19 protein-coding genes are annotated in these 23470 nt (G+C 59.2%); 1 reads left to right on the top strand and 18 read right to left on the bottom strand.

Features of this window, described 5'->3' with window-relative positions:
- Positions 1-8: 8 nt before the first annotated feature.
- The 5 genes from QUE89_RS02095 to QUE89_RS02075 form a co-directional block, all read right to left on the bottom strand.
- Positions 9-941: an ABC transporter permease gene (locus QUE89_RS02095; RefSeq protein ID WP_138440246.1), complete on the bottom strand. Its 933-nt coding sequence runs from the start codon at positions 939-941 to the stop codon at positions 9-11.
- Positions 938-1987, bottom strand: a complete 1050-nt coding sequence (locus QUE89_RS02090; protein WP_286221646.1) for an ABC transporter permease — start codon at positions 1985-1987, stop codon at positions 938-940. Before QUE89_RS02090 ends, QUE89_RS02095 begins: the two co-directional genes overlap by 4 nt.
- 107 nt (positions 1988-2094) lie before the next feature.
- On the bottom strand, positions 2095-3657 hold the full coding sequence (locus QUE89_RS02085; protein ID WP_286221645.1) for an ABC transporter substrate-binding protein: 1563 nt from the start codon (positions 3655-3657) through the stop codon (positions 2095-2097).
- 179 nt (positions 3658-3836) lie between these two features.
- Positions 3837-4559 carry an LrgB family protein gene (locus tag QUE89_RS02080; RefSeq protein ID WP_286221644.1) on the bottom strand — a complete coding sequence of 241 codons (723 nt, stop codon included), beginning with the start codon at positions 4557-4559 and terminating at the stop codon, positions 3837-3839.
- Entirely contained in the window at positions 4552-4926 is a 375-nt protein-coding gene (locus tag QUE89_RS02075; protein WP_286221643.1) for a CidA/LrgA family protein, read from the bottom strand. Before QUE89_RS02075 ends, QUE89_RS02080 begins: the two co-directional genes overlap by 8 nt.
- 80 nt (positions 4927-5006) lie before the next feature.
- On the opposite strand from QUE89_RS02075, the gene QUE89_RS02070 reads away from it, so the two are divergent.
- A complete protein-coding gene (locus QUE89_RS02070) occupies positions 5007-5543 on the top strand; it encodes a YaeQ family protein (protein ID WP_286221642.1) in 537 nt (178 codons plus the stop codon).
- Between the two features lie 22 nt (positions 5544-5565).
- Here the strand turns inward: QUE89_RS02070 and QUE89_RS02065 are convergent, their stop codons facing one another.
- From QUE89_RS02065 to QUE89_RS02005, 13 genes are all read right to left on the bottom strand, one after another.
- Positions 5566-6951 carry a phosphohexomutase domain-containing protein gene (locus QUE89_RS02065; RefSeq protein ID WP_286221641.1) on the bottom strand — a complete coding sequence of 462 codons (1386 nt, stop codon included), beginning with the start codon at positions 6949-6951 and terminating at the stop codon, positions 5566-5568.
- Between the two features lie 73 nt (positions 6952-7024).
- Complete coding sequence (locus QUE89_RS02060; RefSeq protein WP_286221640.1) at positions 7025-8515, bottom strand: mannose-1-phosphate guanylyltransferase/mannose-6-phosphate isomerase; 1491 nt, start codon at positions 8513-8515, stop codon at positions 7025-7027.
- 75 nt (positions 8516-8590) lie between these two features.
- Complete coding sequence (locus QUE89_RS02055) at positions 8591-9769, bottom strand: alginate lyase family protein (protein WP_286221639.1); 1179 nt, start codon at positions 9767-9769, stop codon at positions 8591-8593.
- A gap of 29 nt (positions 9770-9798) precedes the next feature.
- On the bottom strand, positions 9799-11238 hold the full coding sequence (locus QUE89_RS02050) for an alginate O-acetyltransferase AlgX-related protein (RefSeq protein ID WP_286221638.1): 1440 nt from the start codon (positions 11236-11238) through the stop codon (positions 9799-9801).
- Between the two features lie 58 nt (positions 11239-11296).
- Positions 11297-11944 carry an alginate O-acetyltransferase AlgF gene (locus QUE89_RS02045; RefSeq protein WP_286221637.1) on the bottom strand — a complete coding sequence of 216 codons (648 nt, stop codon included), beginning with the start codon at positions 11942-11944 and terminating at the stop codon, positions 11297-11299.
- Positions 11945-11955: 11 nt separating this feature from the next.
- Positions 11956-13119 carry an alginate O-acetyltransferase gene (locus tag QUE89_RS02040; RefSeq protein WP_286221636.1) on the bottom strand — a complete coding sequence of 388 codons (1164 nt, stop codon included), beginning with the start codon at positions 13117-13119 and terminating at the stop codon, positions 11956-11958.
- A gap of 8 nt (positions 13120-13127) precedes the next feature.
- Positions 13128-14546, bottom strand: a complete 1419-nt coding sequence (locus QUE89_RS02035) for an MBOAT family O-acyltransferase (RefSeq protein WP_286221635.1) — start codon at positions 14544-14546, stop codon at positions 13128-13130.
- A gap of 25 nt (positions 14547-14571) precedes the next feature.
- Positions 14572-16164, bottom strand: a complete 1593-nt coding sequence (locus QUE89_RS02030; protein WP_286221634.1) for a right-handed parallel beta-helix repeat-containing protein — start codon at positions 16162-16164, stop codon at positions 14572-14574.
- A 9-nt stretch (positions 16165-16173) separates the two neighbouring features.
- Positions 16174-17595, bottom strand: coding sequence for an alginate export family protein (locus tag QUE89_RS02025; RefSeq protein ID WP_286221633.1), 1422 nt, complete (start codon positions 17593-17595; stop codon positions 16174-16176).
- Between the two features lie 6 nt (positions 17596-17601).
- Positions 17602-18978 carry a tetratricopeptide repeat protein gene (locus QUE89_RS02020; protein ID WP_286221632.1) on the bottom strand — a complete coding sequence of 459 codons (1377 nt, stop codon included), beginning with the start codon at positions 18976-18978 and terminating at the stop codon, positions 17602-17604.
- Between the two features lie 14 nt (positions 18979-18992).
- A complete protein-coding gene (locus tag QUE89_RS02015) occupies positions 18993-20162 on the bottom strand; it encodes a PilZ domain-containing protein (protein ID WP_286221631.1) in 1170 nt (389 codons plus the stop codon).
- Positions 20163-20220: 58 nt separating this feature from the next.
- Positions 20221-21696: a glycosyltransferase family 2 protein gene (locus QUE89_RS02010; RefSeq protein WP_286222804.1), complete on the bottom strand. Its 1476-nt coding sequence runs from the start codon at positions 21694-21696 to the stop codon at positions 20221-20223.
- Between the two features lie 87 nt (positions 21697-21783).
- Positions 21784-23094: a nucleotide sugar dehydrogenase gene (locus QUE89_RS02005; RefSeq protein ID WP_286221630.1), complete on the bottom strand. Its 1311-nt coding sequence runs from the start codon at positions 23092-23094 to the stop codon at positions 21784-21786.
- Between the last annotated feature and the right edge of the window lie 376 nt (positions 23095-23470).

Here is a 23470-nt window from a genome sequence, read left to right as displayed (position 1 = left end):
CCTGCCTTTTAACCTTTGTAGAGCCGTGGATTCATGACATCCCGCAACCAGTCACCCAACAGGTTGATGACCAACACGAGCACCACCAGCACCAGGCCGGGAATCAGGGTGATCCACCAGGAACCACTCTGGATGTAATCAAAGCCGGATTTGATCAGCGAGCCCAGCGACGGCTGGGTTTCGGGCATGCCCAGCCCCAGGAACGACAGCGCCGCCTCGGAAATGATGGCGTTGGCGATCTGCACCGTGGCAATGACAAAAATCGGCGACAGGGTATTGGGCAGAATGTGCCGGAACATGATGCGTCGGGTTCCGAAGCCCATGACCTTGGCGGCATCGACATACTCTTTCTTCTTCTCCGCCAGTACCGAGGCGCGCACGGTCCGGGCGATCTGCGGCCACTCGGCCACACCGATGATGAAAATCAGCATGTAGATGGCGATCTCACCGAACATCAGGTTGCCGAAGCTGGCCTTGAACACCGCGCCGACAATGATCGCGACCATCAGGGTGGAGAACGACAGCTGCACATCGGCGATGCGCATCAGGATGGAATCCACCCGACCACCCAGGTAACCGGCCAGCAGGCCGAACAGAATACCCAGCACGGCCTGCAGCACCACGGCGCCAAAACCGATCAGCAGGGATACCCGGGTGCCATAGAGAATGGTGGACAGCATGTCACGGCCCTGGGCATCGGTGCCCAGCGGGAAGGCCGCATCGGCCCCGCTCATGCCCACCGGCGGCAGTTCCGAGTTCATGATGTTGATCTGTGCCAGATCGTACGGATCTGTGGGCGCCAGCAAGGGCGCGAAGACCGCCGCGGCCACCATCAGCACCAGCACCAGAAAGCTCACAATGGCAATCTTGTCGCGCTTGAAGCTGTACCAGAGGAAGGAGTCGCGAAAGCGATCCCAGCGTGAAATCGTCGCCGTCGTCATGCTTTCTTACCTGTCAGTTTTACCGTTGGGTTCACCAGGCCGTAGATCAGATCCACGATGGTGTTGGTAATTACGAAGATCAGTCCCACCACCATCAGGTAGGCCACGATCAGTGGGATATCACTGCGGGTGATGGCTTCGAGGAACATCAACCCGACCCCCGGCCATTGAAAGACCGTTTCGGTGAGGATGGTGTACGCCACCATGGTGCCAATCTGGACACCGCCAACGGTGATCACCGGCAGCATGGTGTTTTTCAGGGCGTGCAGGAAATTGACGCGAGCTGGCTGCAGACCCTTGGCCCGGGCATAGCGCACGTAATCGCTCTGCAGCACTTCCATCATCTCCGCCCGGATCAGCCGGATAAACAGCGGCAGCATGATGGAGGCCAGTGAAATGGCCGGCAGAATCAGGTGCAACAGACCGCCCTGGGAGAAGAACCCGGAGTGCCAGGTGCCAAACAGGTGCGTCAACTCGTCACCTCGGCCATAGGACGGCAGACCGCCTTCGGTCGACAGCGCGCTGTTCAGGCCCTGGCCCCACCCGGTGTCGGCCGGGAACAGATCCACGGTGACGCCGATGGAGAATAACTGAATCAGAACAATGGCAGTCAGGAAGACCGGGATGGAGATCCCGACGGTGCTAACCCCCATAAAGAATTTGGAGAGTAATGCCTGGGGCCGGATGGCGGCGTAGACGCCAATGGGCACCGAGAAAAACAGGATGATCAGACTGGCGCCAATGGCCAGTTCCAGGGTTGCTGGCAGGTGCTCGAGAATGACGTCCAGTGTCGGTTTGCCGTAAAAGTAGGAAATGCCCAGATCACCCTGAACGGCATTACCGGCAAAACGCAGGTACTGGACCACCAATGGATCGTTCAAACCCATTTCATCCCGGATGGCTTCGCGCTCCTCTTCGGAGACCGACATGCCAACCATCTGCTGAAGGGGATCGCCCAGGCCATCCTGGATGGCAAACGCAATCACACTGATCACAAACATGACCAGTATTGCTTGGGATATCCGCTGAACCAAAAACGCTAACATGGATAAATTCCGGAGTTTGCTTTAAGAAGCGCGGGCTTCAAATAAAGCGTGCTGCAAATAAAAGGCCGGCGCCGGAAGCTCCGACGCCGGCCAGCCTTCAGAGGCAATTACTCAACGACCAGGTCACCCAGGTACGGGAAGTTCATCACGTTCAGGATCGGCTCAATCTGAACGCTCTTCTTGCTGGCCCAGGCCAGGTCCTGCCAGTGCAACGGAACGAAAGCAGCTTCGTCGTACAGACGCTGCTCAACTTCCTTCAACATGGCGGCACGCTTATCCAGATCGGTTTCAACGTTGGCCTTGTCAACCAGGGCATCGAGCTCGGCGTTGCAGTAGTTGCCAGCGTTGTATTGGCCAGAACCGCTGTCCGCATCCGGGCAGAAGGTCAGGAACTCAAAGAAGTTCGCCGAGTCTTCGGTATCCGCGTGCCAACCAATCATCATCATGTCCGCAGCGCGGTTGTCGTACTCCGGCCAGTACTGGGCTTTCGGCAGAGTCTTCAGGTCCACAGTGATGTTGATGCGTGCCAGCATGGCGGCAACCGCCTGGGCGATCTTGGCATCGTTCACGTAGCGGTTGTTCGGCGCCATCATGGAGATGGTGAAGCCGTCCTCGTAACCGGCTTCCTTCATCAGCTCCTGGGCCTTGGCCACGTCAAAGCGCGGAGTCAGCGCTTCGTTATGGCCCTGGTAACCTGCGGGTGACATCTGTGCGGCCGGCGTCGCAAAACCTTTCATGATCTTGGCGGCGATGCCTTCCTGGTTAATGGCGTAGGCGATGGCCTGACGCACCTTCGGATTCTTGAACGCTTCAACCCGCTCCTGGTTCATGTGGAACAGGATGATGCGGGTACCGCTCATGGTGACGAGCTCGGAGTTCTTGTCGTTGCGGATACGCTCGAGATCGGTCGGCGGAACCGGCGCCACGAAATCAACACCACCAGACAGCAGTGCAGATACCCGGGTGTTGTTCTCTTTGATCGGAGTCAGCACGATCTTGCCAACGTTGCCCGGAGACTCGGAATCCCAGTAATCGTCAAAACGCTCGAATTCCACACGCACGCCCTGCTGACGGCTGGCCACGGTGTACGGGCCGGTACCCGACATGTTGCTGGAGGCGAACGAGTTGCCGTGCTTGACGATGGCGTCTTTGGCCTGACCGCTGTCGGTCTGGCCGCTGTAAAACTCGCTGTCCATCGGGAAAATGTAAGTCGCGGTGTTCAGCAGCAGCGGGTACGGCTCGCTGGTGACCAGCTCGAAGGTGTAGTCGTCAATAACATTGATGCCACTGAACGGTTTGAAGATGGCCTTGAAATCCTGGCTCTGCTTCAGGCGGTTGAAGGTGAACTGGACATCTTTGGTCGTCAGTTCATTGCCTGAATGGAACTTAACGCCCTCGCGCAGCTTGAAGCGCATGGTGTTTTCGTCAATTCGCTCCCAGCTTTCCGCCAGACGACCATCAAAACCCAGCTCTTTATTCCAGCGAACCAGGGGATCAAAAGTCATATGAGAGAGCTGCAGCATACCGCCGGAAAGCTGCTCGTGAATGTCGAGCGTGACCGGGTCGGCGTCGTACGCCATTTTCAGTTCCTTGTTCGCCTCGGCAGACATCGCTACCGGGGCAGAGGCCAGGGCCATGGAACCAACAAAAGCTGTCAGTAGTTTTTTCATCGCGTTTTCCGTCGCTGTTTTAAGAATTTTGCGGCGCATCGGCGCAACTTCGCACCAGATGTCTGCGCTAAAAACTAGTCGGGGAATCCCGTAACAGCAATCGAAATTGCAAGTGAGGGTTATTCGTGAGGTGAATGACCCTCTATGGGGCAGCCTCGCACGACGAGGCTAAAGTTATGTTACAGCTGGAAAACCAGGGGCAAGATCAGAGCCGTGAACACGCCGGTCAGGCCCATGCCGAGAGAGGCAAAGGCCCCCGCTGCAGGACTGATTTCAAAAGCCCGGGCAGTGCCAATGGCGTGGCCGTTCAGGCCGAGGGCAAAGCCGAGGATGCGTTCGTCTTCTATTGCCAGCGGCCCTGCCAGCAGGTCCACAAACAGTGTGGCGAGCACACCAGTGACCAGCAGCCCACCCATCATCAGGGGCACGGCACCACCGAGTTGCTCGGTTATGCCAATGGCAATCGGAGCCGTGACGGACTTGGGCGCCAGCGAGGCCAGCACCTCCGGGGTCGCGCCCAAAGCCCAGGCAATCACCAGCGCGTACACCGACGCCAGGGTGGCTGCCAACGGCAAGGTGCAGACAATGGGACGCCACAAGGCACGGACATGGTGCATCTGTTGATACAGTGGAATGCCGAGGGCGACCGTGGCCGGCCCAAGCAACAGCATCAACCACTGGGCACCGTGGTGATAGCGGGCATAGTCCAGTGGTAGCAGGGCAATGGTAAGTGCCAGTACCAACGCCGACAGTACCACCGGTGGCAGCCACAGCGGCCGGCCAAGACGGCGGAACAGCCAGTTGCCAATGAAAAATGCACTCAGGGTCAGGCCAATCGCGAGTATCGGCGTGGCCGATAGAGTCTCAGGCAGTGCACGCACACGGGCCAGTAGGTCAGTCATCCGCCCCACTCCCCTCCTGCCTACCTCGCTGCCCGCTTCGCACCAACGCGCGCATCAGCAAGAGCGTGGTCAACACACTAAGGATGGTGCCCAGCAGAAGCGCCACCACCACCGCCAACCACTGGCCCTGAAACTGGCTGACGGTGAAAAACGCGCCCACCACCCCAGGCATGATGAGCAATACCAGCACCGAGATCAGCCCCTGACTGGCGGTAGCCAGTTCGTTGCTGACCCGGCCCTGCAGCATCAGGGTAAAGGTCATGAGAATCATGCCCAGCACACCACCGCTAATCGGCAACACAAACACCAGCCGCAGCGCTTCGCCGAGCAGAAAGAACAGAACCAGAATCAGGAAACCACGCAACATTGAACGGTCGTCATGCTTATCAGGGTGGAATTGCACTACACTAGCGCATACTCATAGCAAGACACCAATCCGGACTCTTCATGGCGCTCAAAGCAACTATTTTCAAAGCCACACTGAACATCGCCGACATGGACCGGCACTACTACGCCGACCATCACCTGACCATTGCCCAGCACCCGTCTGAAACCGACGAGCGGATGATGATCCGGCTACTGGCGTTCGCCCTGAACGCCGGCGAACATCTTGAGTTCACCAAGGGCCTGAGCACAGACGATGAACCTGAGTTGTGGCAGAAAAGCCTGACCGACGAGATCGAATTGTGGATTGAACTGGGGTTGCCCGAGGAAGGTCGTCTCCGTAAGGCCTGCAATCGGGCCCGGCAGGTCATTCTATACACCTACGGTGGCCGCGCGGTACCACTGTGGTGGGAAAAGCATCACAATAAACTCAGCCGGTTCGACAACCTGACCATCGTTAACCTGCCGCAGGAAGCCACCGATTCGCTGGCGAAACTGGCTCACCGCAGCATGTCTCTGCAAATCACCATTCAAGACGGTGTCGTCGGCATCTCCGACGACACTCAGCACATGCAACTGGAGCCGGGCCCGATCGCCTGACCTCGGCATACCAGCGACGCGGTTACAGGGTGACCGCTTCCCGTGGAGCGCGGATGGGCTTCGACAGTTCCTGGATCTGTTCAAGCAGGGTTTCAGTCCGCTCTTCCATCAAGGCCCGGTCAGCACGGCTCTCCACATTCAGACGAATTACCGGCTCGGTGTTCGACATGCGCAGGTTAAAACGCCATTCGTTAAATTCCATGCTGAGCCCGTCGATGTGGTTCAGCGACAGCGCGTCCCGAAGGTAAATCCCTTCGATAGCCTCAAGCACCACAGCCGGGTCGTCCACCGTGCGGTTGATCTCGCCACTGGCAGGAAAGGCTTCAATACGGGCATCGATCAGCGCTGACAGTGACTGCCCAGACTGGCTCAGCCGTTCGGCCACCAGCAACCAGGGAATCATACCGCTGTCGCAGTACGAAAAATCCCGGAAATAGTGGTGGGCGCTCATTTCGCCGCCATAAACCGCATCTTCTTCGCGCATGCGCTGCTTTATAAAAGCGTGGCCGGTCTTGCTCTCCACTGCTGTACCCTTAGCCGCAGACACCAGCTCACGGGTGTTCCACACCAGCCGTGGATCGTGGATGACCTTGCCGCCGTCCTGCTTGCGCAGGAACTGGTCCGCGAGCAGGCCAACAATGTAGTAGCCCTCGATGAAGCGGCCCTTCTCGTCAAAGAAGAAGCAGCGGTCGTAATCCCCGTCCCAGGCAATACCCATGGTGGCACCGCTGGCCAGCACCGCCATGGCAGTAGCGGAGCGATTCTCCTCCAGCAGCGGATTGGGCACGCCATTGGGGAAAGTGCCATCGGCTTTATGGTGCACCTTGTGGAACTCAAACGGCAGGTAGGGTTCCAGGGCGTCAATCACCTCACCGGCACCACCGTTGCCGGCATTAACCACGATTTTCAGGGGCTTGAGACTGTCCCGGTCGACATAACCCAGCAGATGCTTCACGTAGGGCCGGGTCACTTCCAGGCTGCGTAGCGTCCCGGGTTCATCGGCATCCGGCAGGGACTGCTGGGCGCCGTCACGGATATCGGTCAGGCCATTATCAGAACTGATCGGCCGTGCACCCGGCCCCACCAATTTCATTCCGTTGTAGTCCTTCGGATTGTGACTGGCCGTCACCATGATGCCGCCGTCCAGCCCAAAATGGCTGGTCGCAAAATAAATCTGTTCCGTGCCACACAGGCCAATGCTGAAGACGTCCGCCCCGGCAGCCATCAATCCCTGATTCAGGGCATCGGCGATTTGCGGACTGGACAGACGAATGTCGTAACCGACGGCGACCTTGCGGGCGCCGGTCACGGCCACGTAGGCCCGGCCGATTCGCTCGGCCATTTCCGGGTTCAGCTGATCGGGCACTCGGCCACGGATGTCGTAGGCTTTAAAGCAGTTAAAATCCACCAGAGTTCTCCTTAATTCATGGAACCTCGGACAGACCCTTGGACCGGCGTCCGGCCCAAGGGTCTGCCGGTCATCACGCCCGGTTCATCATTACCGGAATCTCGTCTCCCTTTTCCTCGTCGATTTTCTTGCCCCCTTCCTTGTCCTGGGCCGCTTCGGTCCGGCCGTAACGGTCATCCAGACGTTCAATGTCGTCTTCACCCAGGTAGGCGCCAGATTGCACTTCGATCAATTCCAGCGGGATCTTCCCCGGATTGAAGAGACGGTGCACCGCGCCAATCGGGATATAGGTGGATTCGTTCTCCGACAGTAGGAAGATTTCGTCGTCACGGGAGACTTCCGCCGTGCCACGCACAATGATCCAGTGCTCGGCGCGATGGTGGTGCTTCTGCAGTGACAGTTTCTCGCCCGGCTTCACCGTAATGCGCTTGACCTGGAAGCGGTCACCCATGTCGATGCTGTCGTAGCTGCCCCAGGGCCGGAACACTTCGCGGTGTACCCGGGTTTCCGAGCGCTTCTCGGCCTTCAGCTTTTTGACCACGCCTTTGATCTCCTGGACCCGATCGCGATGAGCCACCATCAGGGCATCTTTGGTGTCGACTACCACCAGATTGTCGACGCCAATCATGGCCACCAGTTTATCCGGGGCATGGATCAGGCAACCGGAACTGTCTTCGAGGCAAGCATCACCAAACACCGCGTTGTCCTGCTCGTCTTTGTCGCTGATGTCCCACAATGAGCTCCAGGCCCCCACGTCGCTCCAGCCGGCATCCAGCGGCACCAGCATGGCGCGGGTGGTTTTTTCCATCACCGCATAATCGATGGAATCATCCGGGCAATGCTCGAAAATCTCCGGCGGGATGCGACAGAAGTCCATGTCGGCTTCCAGACTTTTAGCGGCCAGCAGCGCGGTGTCGTAGATATCACGGCTGTGGGTCTTCAGCTCCCGAAGGTAAGCATCGGCACGGAACATGAACATGCCGCTGTTCCAGTAATAGCCGCCTTCGTCCAGCAAACGCTGGGCGGTGGCTTCGTCCGGCTTCTCGATGAACTTCTGCACTGGTCGGGAGCCGTTTGGGTCCTCCTCAGCGCCGGCCGCCGAGACATAGCCATAGCCGGTTTCCGGGCGATCCGGCGTAGTACCGAACAGCACCAACGCACCTTCCTGGGCAACCTCAATGCCTTTGGCAATGGCATCGTGAAATGGCTTGGTTTCGCTGATGTCGTGGTCTGCCGGCAGCACCAGCATAATGCTGGTCGGATCCCGGCGGGCAATCTGGATAGCCGCCATGGCAACGGCCGGGGCAGTGTTACGCCCGAACGGCTCCAGCAACATGGTCTGAGGCTTCAGGCCGATGGCATCCAGCTGCTCCTTTACAATAAACCGGTGTTCCTCATTGGCGACCACCACCGGTGCTTCGACCTTTTCCTTAGGCAAGCGCGCCAGGGTCTGCTGGAACATGCTGTCCCGGGTCAACAATGGTAAAAACTGTTTGGGATAAGCTTCACGGGATAGCGGCCAAAGCCGTGAACCGGAACCACCCGACAATATGACTGGAATCATAATCCTGCTCCTTCTCTCTTTTGATAGGGCCCCGGCTGATGCCGGGGTCGGGTTTCTCTAACCTTATTGGGTTCTTTAATACTGAATGCGCACGTTGCCCGGTGGATGAGGCTCACCCCGAGCCGGCCACCGAGGTTCAATGCGGTACAGGAATTCAATGTCACCTCCCAGCCGGGTGTTTTTGACCGGAGCGTGCTCGGCGAGGAAGCCGTCCATGCCCGGAAGTGGGCCCCAGGTTTCCGCCCATGGCCTCATCCATGCCAGCCCCCATGCGGTACTCAAGCCTTCAATCTTCTGGCTATGGCCGGTGATGTGTTCAATCGTGGACGGATCTTCGAGGCCATCCACCACGTTCTGGGCCAACAGCTCGAAGGTTTCCTTATACCGCCCATACACCGGGGCCTGGTTGACCTCGGCAAACACCGCCATCAGGGTCAGCGGCTGCATGGCGTAGTTGTGGTACTCGAGAGCCCGATTCTCCCGGCTCAACTCTTTCGGCAAGTAGCCGTCGGAAGCAATCTGGCCCATGGCCTGGTCAAACTTGCCCAACGACCATTGCCAGTCACGGTAATTGTCTGTGGCCACCGCCGACGCCATCACAGCCCAGGCCGCCCAGTAATCGTGGTTATTGACCTTGCGCGGCTCACGATCGGTGTAATAATCCCGGACCCCGTCCGCAACCCGCGCAAACCAGTTCTCGATTCGGGCGACCTTGGCGGCATCCAGTGCATTTTCCGGGGCCGAGGATTTAACCCGCAGATAGGCATTAGCCGCCGCAGCCAACGCCCATTTCCGGACCGCCTGGCCAACGTGATTGATGTCGCCTGGCATCAACGCGTCGGCCTCGGCCCAGGTATTCAGGTTGTCTATCAGGCAGGCCCGTGCTTCGGGGCCATCACCATCCACCTGATAATCGTTGGCGGTCGCGATCACCTGTTTCTCGAACCGGCGAATGGTGGCCGACGCCTCCTGATAGGCCTGATATGCCTCCTTATTGAGTTCGTTGCGGGCATTGTCACTGCCCTGGTATTTGCTGGTGAAGTTCATGCTGCCCCGGTGTGGCTCCACGATTTCGCAATCGTAGGAGCCACTCGAGGACGCTTCCGGAATCTGGTAGTAGCCGACCGGTGCCCTCAGCCCCTCATCGCGAAACTCGCCAGCCTCTACCGAGGTCACGCCAATAACGGAAATCAGGGCCGTGGACAGCAGTGTCCTGCCCGGCTTCTGCAGTTTGTCGGTGTATCCGAACCTCATACCTACTCCCATTTACGGGTGGGTTTGCTTCAAATGTCCTGACGCCGGCAGACTTTCGCCGTCACGGTCAGACCTTCGCTGACCTGCTCCGGCTCAAGCTCCAGATCCAGGGACATAAACAACTCGTCGTTCCAGCTCTGCCCCGAGGGCAGCTCGAACATGAATCGGCCGGTGGTTTCGACCCGGTTGCCATATTCCAGATCGACCCGATCCTTACGGCCGAAGACGTACCATATGAACGCGTCCACCTCTTTCACCGAGGGGTCGCTGAACTGCAGATCGATCAGGTACTCATTACTGGACAGCTCGAGGAAATTGCCCCCGCCGTTGTAAAGCACTTCGTTAGTACCAGCCGTCACCGGCGATGTGCGCTCCAGCACCGGCTCGCGCCCCTCGCAGCCGTGGCTGACCATCGGCACCACCTGGCGATAGAACTCACCACTGTCCAGGGTGTGATAAGCCGGTATTTCCCAGACAATGACCTCTGGCGGCGATTCCCGGAAACTGTCGGACATCAGGTACTCAAACATGGAACCGTCATAGCTGCCGCCAGCAACCGCCACGTTCAGGATTTCCACACCCAGGAACTCCTGAAGTGCGCCGGCAAAGTTGTAATCCTGGGCACCCTTACTGTTACTGGTCCCAACCAGAGTAATCGGTGGCATACCCTCGTCGCCGAACAAAGCGCTTTGTTCGTCTCCGGCAATGCCGTCATCGGGATTAGTCCGGTATTCGTCGACATACTGAGCAGACCAGGTCTGGCCACAGATCCGCTGGGCAGCATCCTGCAAGGAACCATTCTTGCGGATCAGCCCGGTACGACGGGTCTTGAACTCCTGAGTCGGCAGCGACTGAAACACCGGCATCTGACGAATACGGTCGGCAACGACGCGGGCAGTGCGACGCGCGCCGTAGGGCGTCCAGTGATGGTCACGCTTGAAGTAATAGGCTTCCTCTCGGTCTGATTCGCGCAGCAACGGCGCCATGTCGGGCACCACCAGGCCGGCCTGACGAAACTTCGCGAGCGCGTCCAAATAGCTGCTACGGGCGTAGGACCAGGAGAAATCCACTGCGGCGTTGTCCGCCAGTTTGTCCGGGTGCACCAGGCCTTTGGTGGGCTGGAACACCAGCACCAACTCCGAGCCGGCGCTTTCCTTTAGATAGCGGGCAAAGCGTTCCAGGTGGCGAAGGCCCTCGGCGCTAGGGCCGAACTGCTCCGGCAGCTCGGCCTCAGAACGAAACAACCAGCCGTCCCGTCCCTGCACCAGAACGTTGAAGTTCTTCAGGTAGCTGGTGTCGTAGGCGAACGAATGCGAGGCCATCTGGCACAGCCGGTTACGAGGTTGAACTTCGTACTCCGGAAGTTCAGCCGCCATCGCGGCGTTGACACCTAGACCACCCAACAGCAGGGTCAGCGGACCACCGGCCCGCCGCACCAGGCAACCTGCCCTCGTACTCAACCATGTCATTGCACTATTCCCCATGTGATTCATAAATCTGGAACGCTATGCCGCTGAATGTCGGTGCTCACACCGAGGTGTCTACCCGGTTCTCAGCCACCACCAGTCGGGGGCTGCCGCCTACATCCATGATGAAGAAGCTGAACACCGTGCCGCGCTGCAGGTTCACCGGAGAGGTGCTGGCAAGCGCTTCGCCGCCGGCAAAAGCACCGAGGGCAACCTTGACCGCATTGATTTCACGGTTGGCGACACTCAGGGACTCGACCGGGTCGATCACCGATACCTTGCCGTTGGCCGTTTTCAGGCTGATGCCGCTGTCTTCCGTCAGGTTATAAAAGGAAATCAGCGCCTTACGCGGGTTCTCGAAGGACTTGTCGGGCAGGATTTCCAGCTCCCCGGAATCCAGCACCACGGCGGTGTAGAAGCGGTCCTTCTCCATGGTGACCGGCGCTGCCTGATCGCCCACTTCCAGCTGATAGGTGCCGGCCGGAAGATGAATGTAGGGGCTGGCCGCCAGAGGCTCGATGTCCTTGATGGCCTTGCCACCGATTTTGGCCTGGGGAATGTTGCCGTTCACATCGGCGTTCACCACGCGGATGAAAGTGGCGCCGTCAGGTGCATCGGCGGCGTAGAGGGCGTCCTCACCGGCCTGACCGAGCACTGGAAACAGCAGACTGAGCAGAAGGGTCACTGCAGTTTTCATCAATAGGTTCATGGCATTACTCCTCATTGCATGGATGGCCGGCTCGGGCTGTCGCCCTGAGCCAACAGATTATCCCGACGCTCAAACCAGGCCAGCGTGGCCTCTGACTGCACCGGCTGGGCCAGGTAGCGTTCGGGAAATTCCCAGATCACAAGTTCAGGTGGGTGATTCCGGAATTCATCAGACCGCAGATACTCGGTCATGGGTTGAAAAGGCCCCTGCCCCTCATCGGACACATTGATCAGGTCGCGGCCAAGATGGCGTTTCAGGGCACCGGGAAAATCCCACAGTGGGTTGGCGCTGTAGCTGGTGCCGACCAGCACCACGTCCGCCGAGTTTTCAGCAAACAGACTCTCGGCGGTGGTGCCGGCTTTTTTCACCGGCGCGGTTGACCGCTCCGTGAGGGTATCCGGTGCTGGGCCCATGTTCGGAAACAGCGGTTCCAGCGGCAGATAAGTCAGCAGGTCGCCTTCGTGCTTATGGGTCTCCCCCAGCGACGTCTTGAATCGGGTGTCGTCCCAGGACTGACCGCCAAACGCGGTCTGGATTGCCGTCGCTGCGGAGCGGGCAAACACATCGGCACCGGCCGGGGTCCAGTGGGTATCGGTACGCAGAAACACCTGAGTGCCCTGGGCCCTGGCATCCGCCAGGGTTGGCAGCAGATCCGGCGCCACCACCGGCGCCGGCTGCATCTGCGTCAGAAAACGCTGGTACAGGGCGCGCATCTCAGGAACCGGTTGCAGGTCACCGAGCTTATCCGAATACAGCCGGGCCTTGGCCGGCACCACCAGCAAGGCCACCGGAACCCCCTCGGCCTGAAGGTGGTTCACCACTGCCCGGACCCGCTCCAGGTTGCGATCGATCACGGCCGGACTCTCGGTTCCCAGGTACAGTTCCTCATCAGTAAACAGCCACTCCTGTTCGCCAACGGCGACGCCAGGCCGGCCTTCCTCGAACACCGTGTAATTGATCGCGGCCCATAAATTGGTGCCCAGTTCCCGCACCGGAAAACCGTCGTCGTAGTGGCTCTCAACGTCGCGAGCCAACTCGCCGTTAACCGGGTCCAGTCCCTTGTCCTGGCTGCCCTTCGGGCTGTAGTCGTCAAGTGACCGCAGCGACAGCGCACCGAGGCCGAGGACAATGGCAATGAACACACAGGCAGTGATTTTTCGTGATGTGGTAAGCATGACGGCCCTCAGAACTGGAAGTAGAGAAACGGTGAAAAGCTTTCCGCCGACAATTTCAGAACCGTCAGCAGGAACACCGGCACCAGCACCACCGGCAGGGCGGCACGCAGGCGGCCGAGGATGGCGGTATCGAATGACCACTGCAGGCGATCACGCAGGCCCATCATCAGTACCACCGCATAGGCCAGCACCAGAATGGCCAGGTTCAGCCCCCGGATGTCCTGCATATAGGCGGCACTGAGGCCCAGGCCATCAAAACTGAACAGCGCCTGGTAAAACCCGAAGGCCTCGTCAATGCTGGCAGCCCGGAAGGTCACCCAACCCAGCATGATGAACAGGAAGGTCATCACCCAGCGGCTGACCCGGAACTGTCGGGCACTGCCACTGACACCCAGGGCCCGTTCCACCGCCAGCAAACCACCGTGCCACGCACCCCACAGCAGGAAGGTCCAGTTCGCGCCATGCCAAAGGCCGCCCAGCAGCATGGTCAGCAACAAATTGCGGTAGGTGCTGACCGTGCCGTTGCGATTCCCGCCCAGCGGGATGTACAGGTAATCACGCAGCCAGCTCGACAGACTGATGTGCCAGCGCCGCCAGAACTCGGTAATGCTCTGGCTGATGTAGGGCTGGTTGAAGTTCTCCGGAAAACGGAAGCCCATCATCAGGCCGAGGCCAATGGCCATATCCGAGTAGCCGGAGAAATCGAAATAGAGCTGGGCGGTGTACGCCAGAATGCCGAGCCAGGCGTCCGCTGTTGATGGATCAGTCAGCGCGAACGCGCCATCGGCCAGGGGCGCGATGGAATCGGCAATGAACACCTTCTTGACGAAACCCTGCATGAACCGGACGGCACCTTCACCGAACTTGTCGAGGGTGTGGGTGCGATAGGTAAACTGGTCCGCCAGGTCCTTGTAGCGCAGCACCGGCCCGGCGATCAGCTGAGGGAACAACGCGATAAAGGCGGCAAAATCCACGAAGCGCCGGGTCGGCTCAGTGTCGCCCCGATACACATCCACCACGTAGGAAATGGCCTGGAAGATGTAGAACGAAATGCCGATGGGCAGGATGATGTGGGCCAGATCCAGCGGCTGGTAGCCCAGCGACAGGAACAACTCATTCAGACTGTCGACACCGAAGTTGGCGTACTTGAAGTAGCCCAGTGTCGCGAGGTTGCCGGCTACGCCGATACCCACCCACTTGCGGGCCCGGGCAGTACCCAGTCCGGCCCGATGGATGCCCAGACCGATCAGGTAGTTCCACAGGGTCACGGCCACAAACAGCAGCAGGAAATCGACCCGCCACCAGGCATAGAACGAGTAACTGCCCAGCAGAATAACCCAGGACCGATGCCGGAACGGCGTCAGGTAGTACAGACCGAGAAGGGCCGGTAAAAACAGGAACAGAAAAATGTTGGATGAAAAAACCATGGTCAGTCTCCGGCAAACGTCCTGATCAGTCGGTGGTGGCGGTTGGCTGCACGCGAACCGCCCGCTGCTGGTTCAGCAGGGCATCGAAGATCTCGGTCTGGTAGCGCCCCAACACGCCATCGAAATGGATCCCCACGTCGGAACGGGGAAAGCGCATGTCGACGTCGTAAAGCCCGATGTACTGAGGGTTGTCGGTGGATAGCGGACCACTGGCATTGGCCGCCAGCTTGCCGCCCACCACCGTCATCGAGACCGCCTGGTGGTAGAAATCCTCTTCGAAGTCCCGGTCGGTTGCGGACAGGTCCTTGACCTGGCCTAGCACACCGAAGGTTCCGTTTAACGCAGCAATGTTGTGGTACACACCGACATCGGTGCTGTTACGCACCCGGATACCGTTGCGCAGGTTGTTCACCAGGCGGTTGCCCCAGAGCAGGTTGTCCGGCGATTCGTACAGGCCAATGCCGTCACCCTGGTTGTCGTGCACCACATTGTTGGCGACCACGTTGTTGCGGCTTTGGCGATCCAGCACGATGCCCGAAAGGCCGTTGTCGTGGCTGTGGTTGTCCAGGATCCAGCTGTCATTCACCTGGCGGGAAATGATGATGCCGTGCTTTTCCTTGGTCCCGTAGACGTCGTTGCCGGCAATCAGCAGATTGCTGGAATAATCGTGGGGATCAATGCCGTAAACGATGTTGTCTTCATAGACGTTATTGACGATGGCGACGTCTTCCGCCTCGTAGCAATAGAAGCCGTAGTAGATATCCCGGAACTTGGAGTCCACCAGCCAGGCGTGGGGCGCGGAGCGCTTGAGCCGGGCGTTGTCGTACTTGGAGTACTGAGCAATTGAAAAGCCGTAGGACTTACTCTGGTTGTAACCCAGGTGGGCGAACTCCGAGCCCAGCACAAACGTCTCGCTACCGCCCCAGCCGACAAAGAACGGCCGGAAATTGGACTTTTTCTGGAACACGGCCGGCGCCCCGCTCTTCTCGCGCCAGCCAACAATGGTGCTGTCGATCACGAACAGAAAGCTGTCGTTGGCAATAAAGGCGCCCCGCTCTTCGGACAGGCGCAGGGTCTGGTCCCGGATTTCCAGGGTTGCACCCGGACGCACCACCAGTGGCAACCGGATGATGTAGGAGCCATCGTCATTGCGCTCCATGTAGCGGGCATCGCTAACCTGCTCATAGACATCGTCCAGTGTGGCCTTACCACTGTTGACCAGAATCGCCTGGGGGTGGGAGAACTGACGGATCACCCATTCCCGGGCCCGGCCCTCATCCACGAAATCCCCCAGTGCGCTCACCCCGGCAATCCGCTCAACGGTGACATTCGGCGCCTCCGCCGGGCGCTGTGCCAGACGTTGCTCCACCGCCTCGCCGTTGTACTTCGACACGTCCGGCAGATCCGGATCCGGCCGGGTTACGGCTTCGGCCGAAACCTGCTCAATGCCATAGTCGTCGGTCTCGTACTGGGGCGCCGTTTCAGACGGCGCAAACTGCGACGGTGCAAGGTCGAGATCTGCACGGGCGTCAGCGACTGCTGGCAGCAAGGCCGCCACAGCAGCCATGGCCAGCGCCAGCAGTCCCATCCTTGATGTCTCAAACCGGGGGTGTCTCATGGTCGCTCCCTAGAAACGCTTGGTCAGATCGAGGACAACCCGGTGCCGGGAATCGTCAGCGTCTTCGCCGTAGGCCTGGCCCGGAAAGAACACGCCGGCGCGCAGTCGGGCATCAAAGGATGTCCAGCTGCCCTCGGTGCCGGCGCCGTAGTACCCCAGGACCATGTCTACCGACTCCCCCAAATCGTCACTGGCGCCGGTAAATCCTGGCTCAACCAGATCAGAATTCACGGTGCCGGATGCATCAGCCAGCCAGTACTTGTGATACAGCAGGTTGGCCGCCCACCAGTTTCGATCAGTAATCGCGGTGTACACCGTGGCGACTTTCAAGTTGCTCCATTCAGGCTGGAACGCCTCACCAAACCGCGACACCTGGGAACGGGTGCCGGTAAACCGCGAGCGGTTGCTTTCCAGCTGGGTCTGGCGGAAGGCGTCAGATTCGCCATCCGAGCTACCACCGGAGGCAATCGCCCCGTGAGCACCAACGACCCAGCGTGGGCTTTCAGTCAGCTGGCCACGCAGACCCAGATCAGCGGCCCAGCCAGACACATCCCGCTCTTCCCGGGTAAAGCCATTGGTGGCACCCGAGTTTTCGGTAAGCCGTGCGTCTTCGCCTGCCACGGCGCCAAACGAAGCCAGGTACTGGACCGGGCTGCGGGAATGCCAATCGAAGTAGCCCTGATCGGCACGGACACCGACCCAGGTCAGAGATTCGGTAACCCGCTCCGGGGCTCCACTGTCAGAGTCCGGCCCCAGGTCGCTCTCGTCGCCATAACGTTCGGCGTGGGTCGTCAGCAGGGTCAGGTAATGATCTTTCTTCCACTGCCACTCGGTGGACGCGAACAAACGTGCAATATCCCGCTCCTGCTTGCGTACTTCGTTCACGTCGGTGCGGGCCTCGGTCAGCTTGTCCGCAATCCCGACCGTGGTTTTCAGCAGCGTGGTGTCGAAGATCCAGCGCGCCAGGGTGATGTCGTCATCCCACCAGGTACCGGTATTTTCTTTCAGCCGCTCACGACCAAAACGAATAGAAGCGCCCGGATAGCTGGACAGGCCGTTGTAATCCAACCAAACTTCACGAAGGCCGACAAAACCGTCGGTCTCGGTGCCGCCGATTTCATCGCTTACATCCACCTTGCCGGTCGCGGCAAAGCCCTGGAGACGAACCTTGGAACGCCAGTGCTCGGACAACTGCCAGACCCATTCCGGCTTTACATCCACACTCAATTCATTGGATTTCCGGTCGCCCGGACCCAGCCCCAGACGACGGTCGCCCTCACTGATGGCACTGGCCTTGGCACTGGTGGACGAATCCAACAGTCGCGGATAATCGGTATTCTCTGAGCCGTCCTGAGCGGCGGCCGGCATGGCAGCAACACAGCCCAAAACCAGGAGCATTGGCCGCAGCCCTGTCGTTTCGTTGATGTTCATCTTGTTCTAACTCCCTTGGCTTTCATTCATTTGCGCTTGTTCTTTCTGCCCTGCGACCAGTTGGCGCCGGGCAGCCAGTTCGCGATTGGCAATCGCTTCGGCGTTTTTCTCCAGGACGCGCGGCATTTCCGGCACCATTTCCAGAAGCAGATCCTTGCCACGCTCAACACCGCCTTCCAGGGCCAGCAACGCAAAAGCCCATGCGTACTGCTTGTTCACCGCGATACCCCGACCTTCCCAGAACATTTCCGCGAGCAGGTAGTCCGCTTTCGGGAAACCACGCCGGGCCGCCTGAAGCAAATAGTCCCGGGCCTTTTCGGGCTCGGCTTCACCGAGATACCCGCGCTTATAGATTCGGCCCAGCAGATAATCGGCCGATGGGTATTGGTCGCGGGCTTCCATGGCGTACTGCACGGCCTTCTCCGGATCCAGCGGCACCAGGCTGCCTCGCTCGTACACCCGGGCCAGCACCAGCGACGCTTTCAGGTCACCCTCCGCACGTGAAGCCTCCAGCAACTTCACTACTTCCTCGGAATCTGCCAGGTAGGTGTTGTCCATAATCAGCCGCGCACGCGCGGTCATGGCCGGGACATAGCCCGGTGTCAGCATCTGGTAGAGATCGTCCGCAATGGCCACCTGCTTGTTCGGCAGATCGTCTTCAGACATCCAGCGGGCAAAAAGATAAAGATCCCGATCGGCAATATTCCCGTCGCGCCAGTCTTGCTTGGCTTCCTCGACGAGCACCTGAAACGCTTCAGTGCGGTCCTGGTCGAGATAGACCTGGCCCAGGATCATCAGACATTCGGGATGGCTCTGGGCGATGGGGGCACACAGGGACACGATTTCACCACCCCGGGCGCTCAACTGGCCTTTCATCAGGTAGTAACGCGCCAGGGCCAGATCTCCCGCCGGATCGCCAACAGAACGGGCCCGCTCAATCCAGGTGCGGGGATTCGCCTGCGGGAATTCCTTCGGATACGCCAGGTACAGTTCTACCAATGGCATCAGGGCGCTATCGTCGCCTTCGGCCAGAGCTTTCTTGAGGTAATGCTCACCTTGCGCCCGCTGCTTTGGGGTCTCGCCTTCACGGGCAAGCATCTTGCCCAGCCGAATCCAGGCCCGGTCGCTGCCCTGTTCCGAGGCCTTGCGATACCAGTGCAGTGACTTTTTCAGGCCAGTCTGGGTGTCCTCCTCGGCATACAAGTCACCCAGCTCGACCTGGGCATCAACGATCCCGAAATGGGCCAACTCCTCAAGCTGCGCCCGCGCCGCCTCAACATTGCCGGCGGCAGCGGCCTTTTCAGCCCGTTCGATATCCGGCACGCTGCTGCAACCGGCCAGGCCAATCAGCAGCAGGCTGAGCGCTCCAAGCTTCCGAGCCATCACCATGCCCTCTCTCACTGTTCGGCAACGCGGTCAATCAGACCGTCAACGGCTGCCATCTGGAACACGTCCACGGTGACACCAATGGGCCGGCCGACCGATTGCATCGGCAAGGCTTCGTCAGCCTGGATCAACGCATTGATGGCGTTACCCGGCTGATTCGGCGTTTCCGAATCTACAAACAACGACTCGATCCGGCCGGTCTGGGTGTCGCCACCCGACATGCGAAGAGTGACCGCTTGCCCTTCTTCAAGGTCTCCGCCATCTTCGAAGTTGAAGCGGGCAATCACGTGCGCCGAGGCATCGGTGGGCGCCAATACGGCCAACTTTTCACCTTTGCTCATGTACTGGTCTTTGGCCGGCAGCATGTTCAGCACCTTGCAGTCACAGGGGCTGGTCAGGGTGCCGCGCACACTCTGGCCCAACAGTTCCTCAATCTGCTCGACGGTGTAATTGCCATTGCCCACCAGGTCATTTACGTAGGACAGCATGGGCGCATCAAAGGAGGCGATGGCCTGGCCGGCCTCAACCTGGTCCCCGGCTTCCACCAGAGTGGTCACCTTGGCGTCTTTCGGGAGCCGGACCGGCACGTTTTCAGACGCCACCATGGCCGATTCCGCGGTGGTCACGAAGTAGATCTGCCAGAGCTGGTAGCCGATAAAAGCCACTGCAATCAGCCCCACCGTCATCATCACCAGGCTGACCACCATGGCCCGGGCACTGGCAAAGAAACCCAGCGCCTGGCTGCCCTTGCCCTTACGGGCCTTAGTGAAGTTTTCACGGGACAGGGTGTTAAGCACGTCACCGGCGGAAACCAGCTCGCCGCTCAGGAACGAGGTGATCAGGTAGCGCAGAACCGAGACTTCATTGGCGCCCAGATTCTGGAACTCACAGCCACAGCGGCCATCGTTACCGGTAAAGTTCCTGGGCACGAATTCCACATCCACGGCCAGGTCAAAGCCGTCAATTCGGAACACCAGGCGCCCGTTATAAACCTGCCCGCGACGCAGGCCTTCGTTGCCGAGCTTGATGCCGAAGCCGCCGGCGGACATATCCTCGATGGGAAATTTCACCGTGGTGCCGTCGAGCTTGACGAACAGCTTGGCCGGCATGCGAACCCGGGCAAACTGTCGCTGAGCCTCGGATTCGTGGACAAACTGCGGTGCTATCGCTGCCGTATTCATTGTTTAATCCCTTGCTTGTTTGAAATCGCTAAAAACATGTCGTCCCGATGCTGGCGAATCAGACGATGAACATGACGGTCGCCAGAAACACACTGACCGCGGAGAAGGTCATGACCCGCGATGACCAGCGGTTCAGCTTTTGCTGAAACGAGGCGGAATCGCCGCTGTTGTTGGTTTTCTGACGGGTCCAGGACTGCCGATCGAGCCGGAAGAACACGTAGATCTTCATCAGTGACCCGAAGATCTGGTTGAAATAGAGGATGACCGGGTAAGCCGGCCCGACCGGATGACCCGTGGCCATCAGCAAGGCGGTCAACACCAGGCGGGTCAGACCGATCCAGAGCAGATAGGCCACCAGAATGATCCCGGAGTACTTGATCGACGCGATGATGGCGGCCGTGAGACCGAGGATGCTGGTCCACATGGAAATGCGCTGATCCCAGAGTACGTACCAGGTGAACCAACCCAGCCGACGAGGGCCCAGTTTGGTGGCCCGGGTGTTCTGCCGCAGCGAGTTGCCATACCAGCGGAACATCAGCTGCCGGGCGGAGCGGATAAAGCTCGGATCCGGCGGGTGTTCGACGGTGTGGATCGACGCATCAGGCACGTAAAAGGTGTCATAACCCAGACGCATCATGCTGAACCAGCTGGATTTATCGTCACCGGTCAGGAACCGGAATTGGCCCAGACGCCAGTGCTTGAGCGAGTCGTATTCCACGTCGCCAATGAACTCAGGACGGGTGATCACACTGGCGCGGAACACCGACATCCGTCCGGTCAGGGTCAGTACCCGGCGGGCCAGACCCATCGAGCACATGTTGATGTGGCGCTGGGCAAACCGGAGCTTGTGCCACTCCGACATCAGGTAACTGCCGTGCACCTCGCAGAACTCGTTGGTGGTCAGCGCGCCCACATTCGGCATCAGCCGGAAGTACGGCGCCGTGCCCCGGACCACGCCGGGGTTCAACACCGTGTCACCATCAACGACCGCCACCACGGCGTCGTCATCGGGCACGTCCCGGGATATGGCCCGGAAGCCATAGGCCAGGCCATCACGCTTGCCAGTACCCGGAATCCGCACCAGTCGCAGCTGGACCCGTTCGGGCGGATCGAGCCGACGCCAGATCGCCCGCATCAGCATCTCGTCCGACAGCTCTACGATTGACGCCACCACGGTGGTGGGCCAGCCGCACTCGACGGCCTCGCGAATGATCGAGGCATAGACCTTGGCGGTGGTTTCCGCATCAATGCGAAAACTGGTGACCATCAGATAGACATGGGACGGGGCCGCCTCTTCGCCCAGTTTTCTGGCCTTGGCCCGTAGCCGTGGGTAGGCAACGTGCAGGAAGTACATACCCCGAACGAAGTGAATGATGCCCACGGAATAGCGCCAGAGCCCGATCCCGCCGATCAGCAGGATGAATTGAGCTCCGCCCGGCACGATAAACTCCCGCGGCAGACTGACCGCCAGGGCACCGAGAATGGCCACATACAGCAGCCAGCCTCCTGTGCGAGAGAAAACGTTATCCGTCATCCATGTCATGATCAGGTTCTCCAGATACCTACAGACTGCACGATCAGGCCGCCCCACTGGGGCGGGCCTGGCTCTGAACGCTGGGGATTACCAGCAGATGCCCTCGAGCACCTCATTGGTGGTGGTCTTCATGAAACCGACCAGATCGACAACCCGCTTGCCCTCGGGGACATCGGCAATGACGGTTTCAAACAGCTCGTCGTTGTTGCCCAACACGATCACCTCGCCGTGTTCGATGACACCGCGCAAATCACTGTCCATCAGGTTGGAGAGATGGGGGATCTTCTGGTTGATGTATTCCCGGTTGGCGCCGTGGGTACGGGCGTAGTCGACGTTTCGGTCGAAGATCTTGAGGTCGTAACCCTTGCCGATCAGCTGTTCGGCCAGTTCCACCAACGGGCTTTCTCGCAGGTCATCGGTATCGGATTTGAAGCTGAGCCCCAGCATGCTGATCTTGCGGGCGCCATAACCGGTCACGATGTTGAAGGCGTTGGCCACCTGCTCGCTGTTGCTGTTCATGATGGAGCTGAGCAACGGGTTACGAACGTCCATCTGATTGGCGCGGTAGGTCAGCGCGCGCACGTCTTTCGGCAGGCAGGAGCCACCAAAGGCAAAACCCGGGCGCATGTAGTAACGGGAGATATTCAGCTTGTTATCGACGCACATCACGTCCATAACATCACGGCCATCCACACCCATGGACTTGGCGATGTTGCCAATCTCGTTGGCGAAGCTCACCTTGGTGGCGTGCCAGACGTTGCAGGTGTACTTGATCATTTCCGCCACTTCGATCGGCTTGCGAATCAGCGGCGCGTCCAGATCGCCATACAGCTCCGCCAGTAGATCACCAGACCGTTCGTCCAGTTCGCCAATGACCGTCATCGGAGGCTGATCGTAATCCTTGATCGCGGTGCTCTCGCGCAGGAATTCCGGGTTTACACAAACACCGAAATCTTCGCCGGCTCGCTTGCCCGATGCCTTTTCCAGCACGGGAATAACCACATCACGAACGGTTCCCGGCAGCACTGTGCTGCGCACCACCACCAGGTGCCATGAAGACTTGGTACGCAGGGCCTCGCCGATATCCTGTGCAACCTTCTCAACAAAGGTCAGTCCCAGATCGCCATTAGGCTTGCTGGGTGTGCCGACGCAAATCATCGAGAGATCCGACTCCAGCACAGCACCAGCGCCATCGGTCACGCCCCGAATGCGCTCTGAGCGAACACCGTCCGCCAGCAGCTCTTCCAGCCCTGGCTCCACAATGGGTGAACGACCGCTGTTGATCAGATCGATCTTCACCGGCGATACATCTACCCCAATTACGTCATGACCGCGGCGCGCCAGGCTGGCTGCACAAACGGCTCCCACGTATCCCAAACCAAATATGCTTACTCGCATCCCTATGTCCCCTTCCGGTGCATCAATGATTCATCTGTTTCGCGTGTTAACGGAGCTAGCGCCTGATTTCTGCCGATTTCGGTTTCATCAGCGAATAAACTCTCGCCTGACTCGATATATCCTCGAAAACGCCAGGCTAAAAGAACCGGTTTTATCGAAAAATCAACGCCACCTGTAAGGCATGGCGCGACACTCGATATATCAACAACCGGCGCCTGGCAGCCCCGTGGAACAGGCGAAAACGTACAGAAACAAAGCGTTAACTTCCTGTTACAGATAGATAATTTTATTGGGGCGATGACTGGGACATGTCCCTGAAAATGGTGTGGAGCCAGGAAAAACACATCAGAGTGCAACTCGCTGTTTTCAGGGCAGA

Origin of the sequence: Marinobacter sp. LA51, from assembly GCF_030297175.1 — a bacterium.
In the GTDB taxonomy this organism is placed as follows: Bacteria; Pseudomonadota; Gammaproteobacteria; order Pseudomonadales; family Oleiphilaceae; genus Marinobacter; species Marinobacter apostichopi.
The sequence above is the reverse complement of the archived record's forward strand: the minus strand, read 5'-3'. Positions and strand labels throughout refer to the sequence as shown.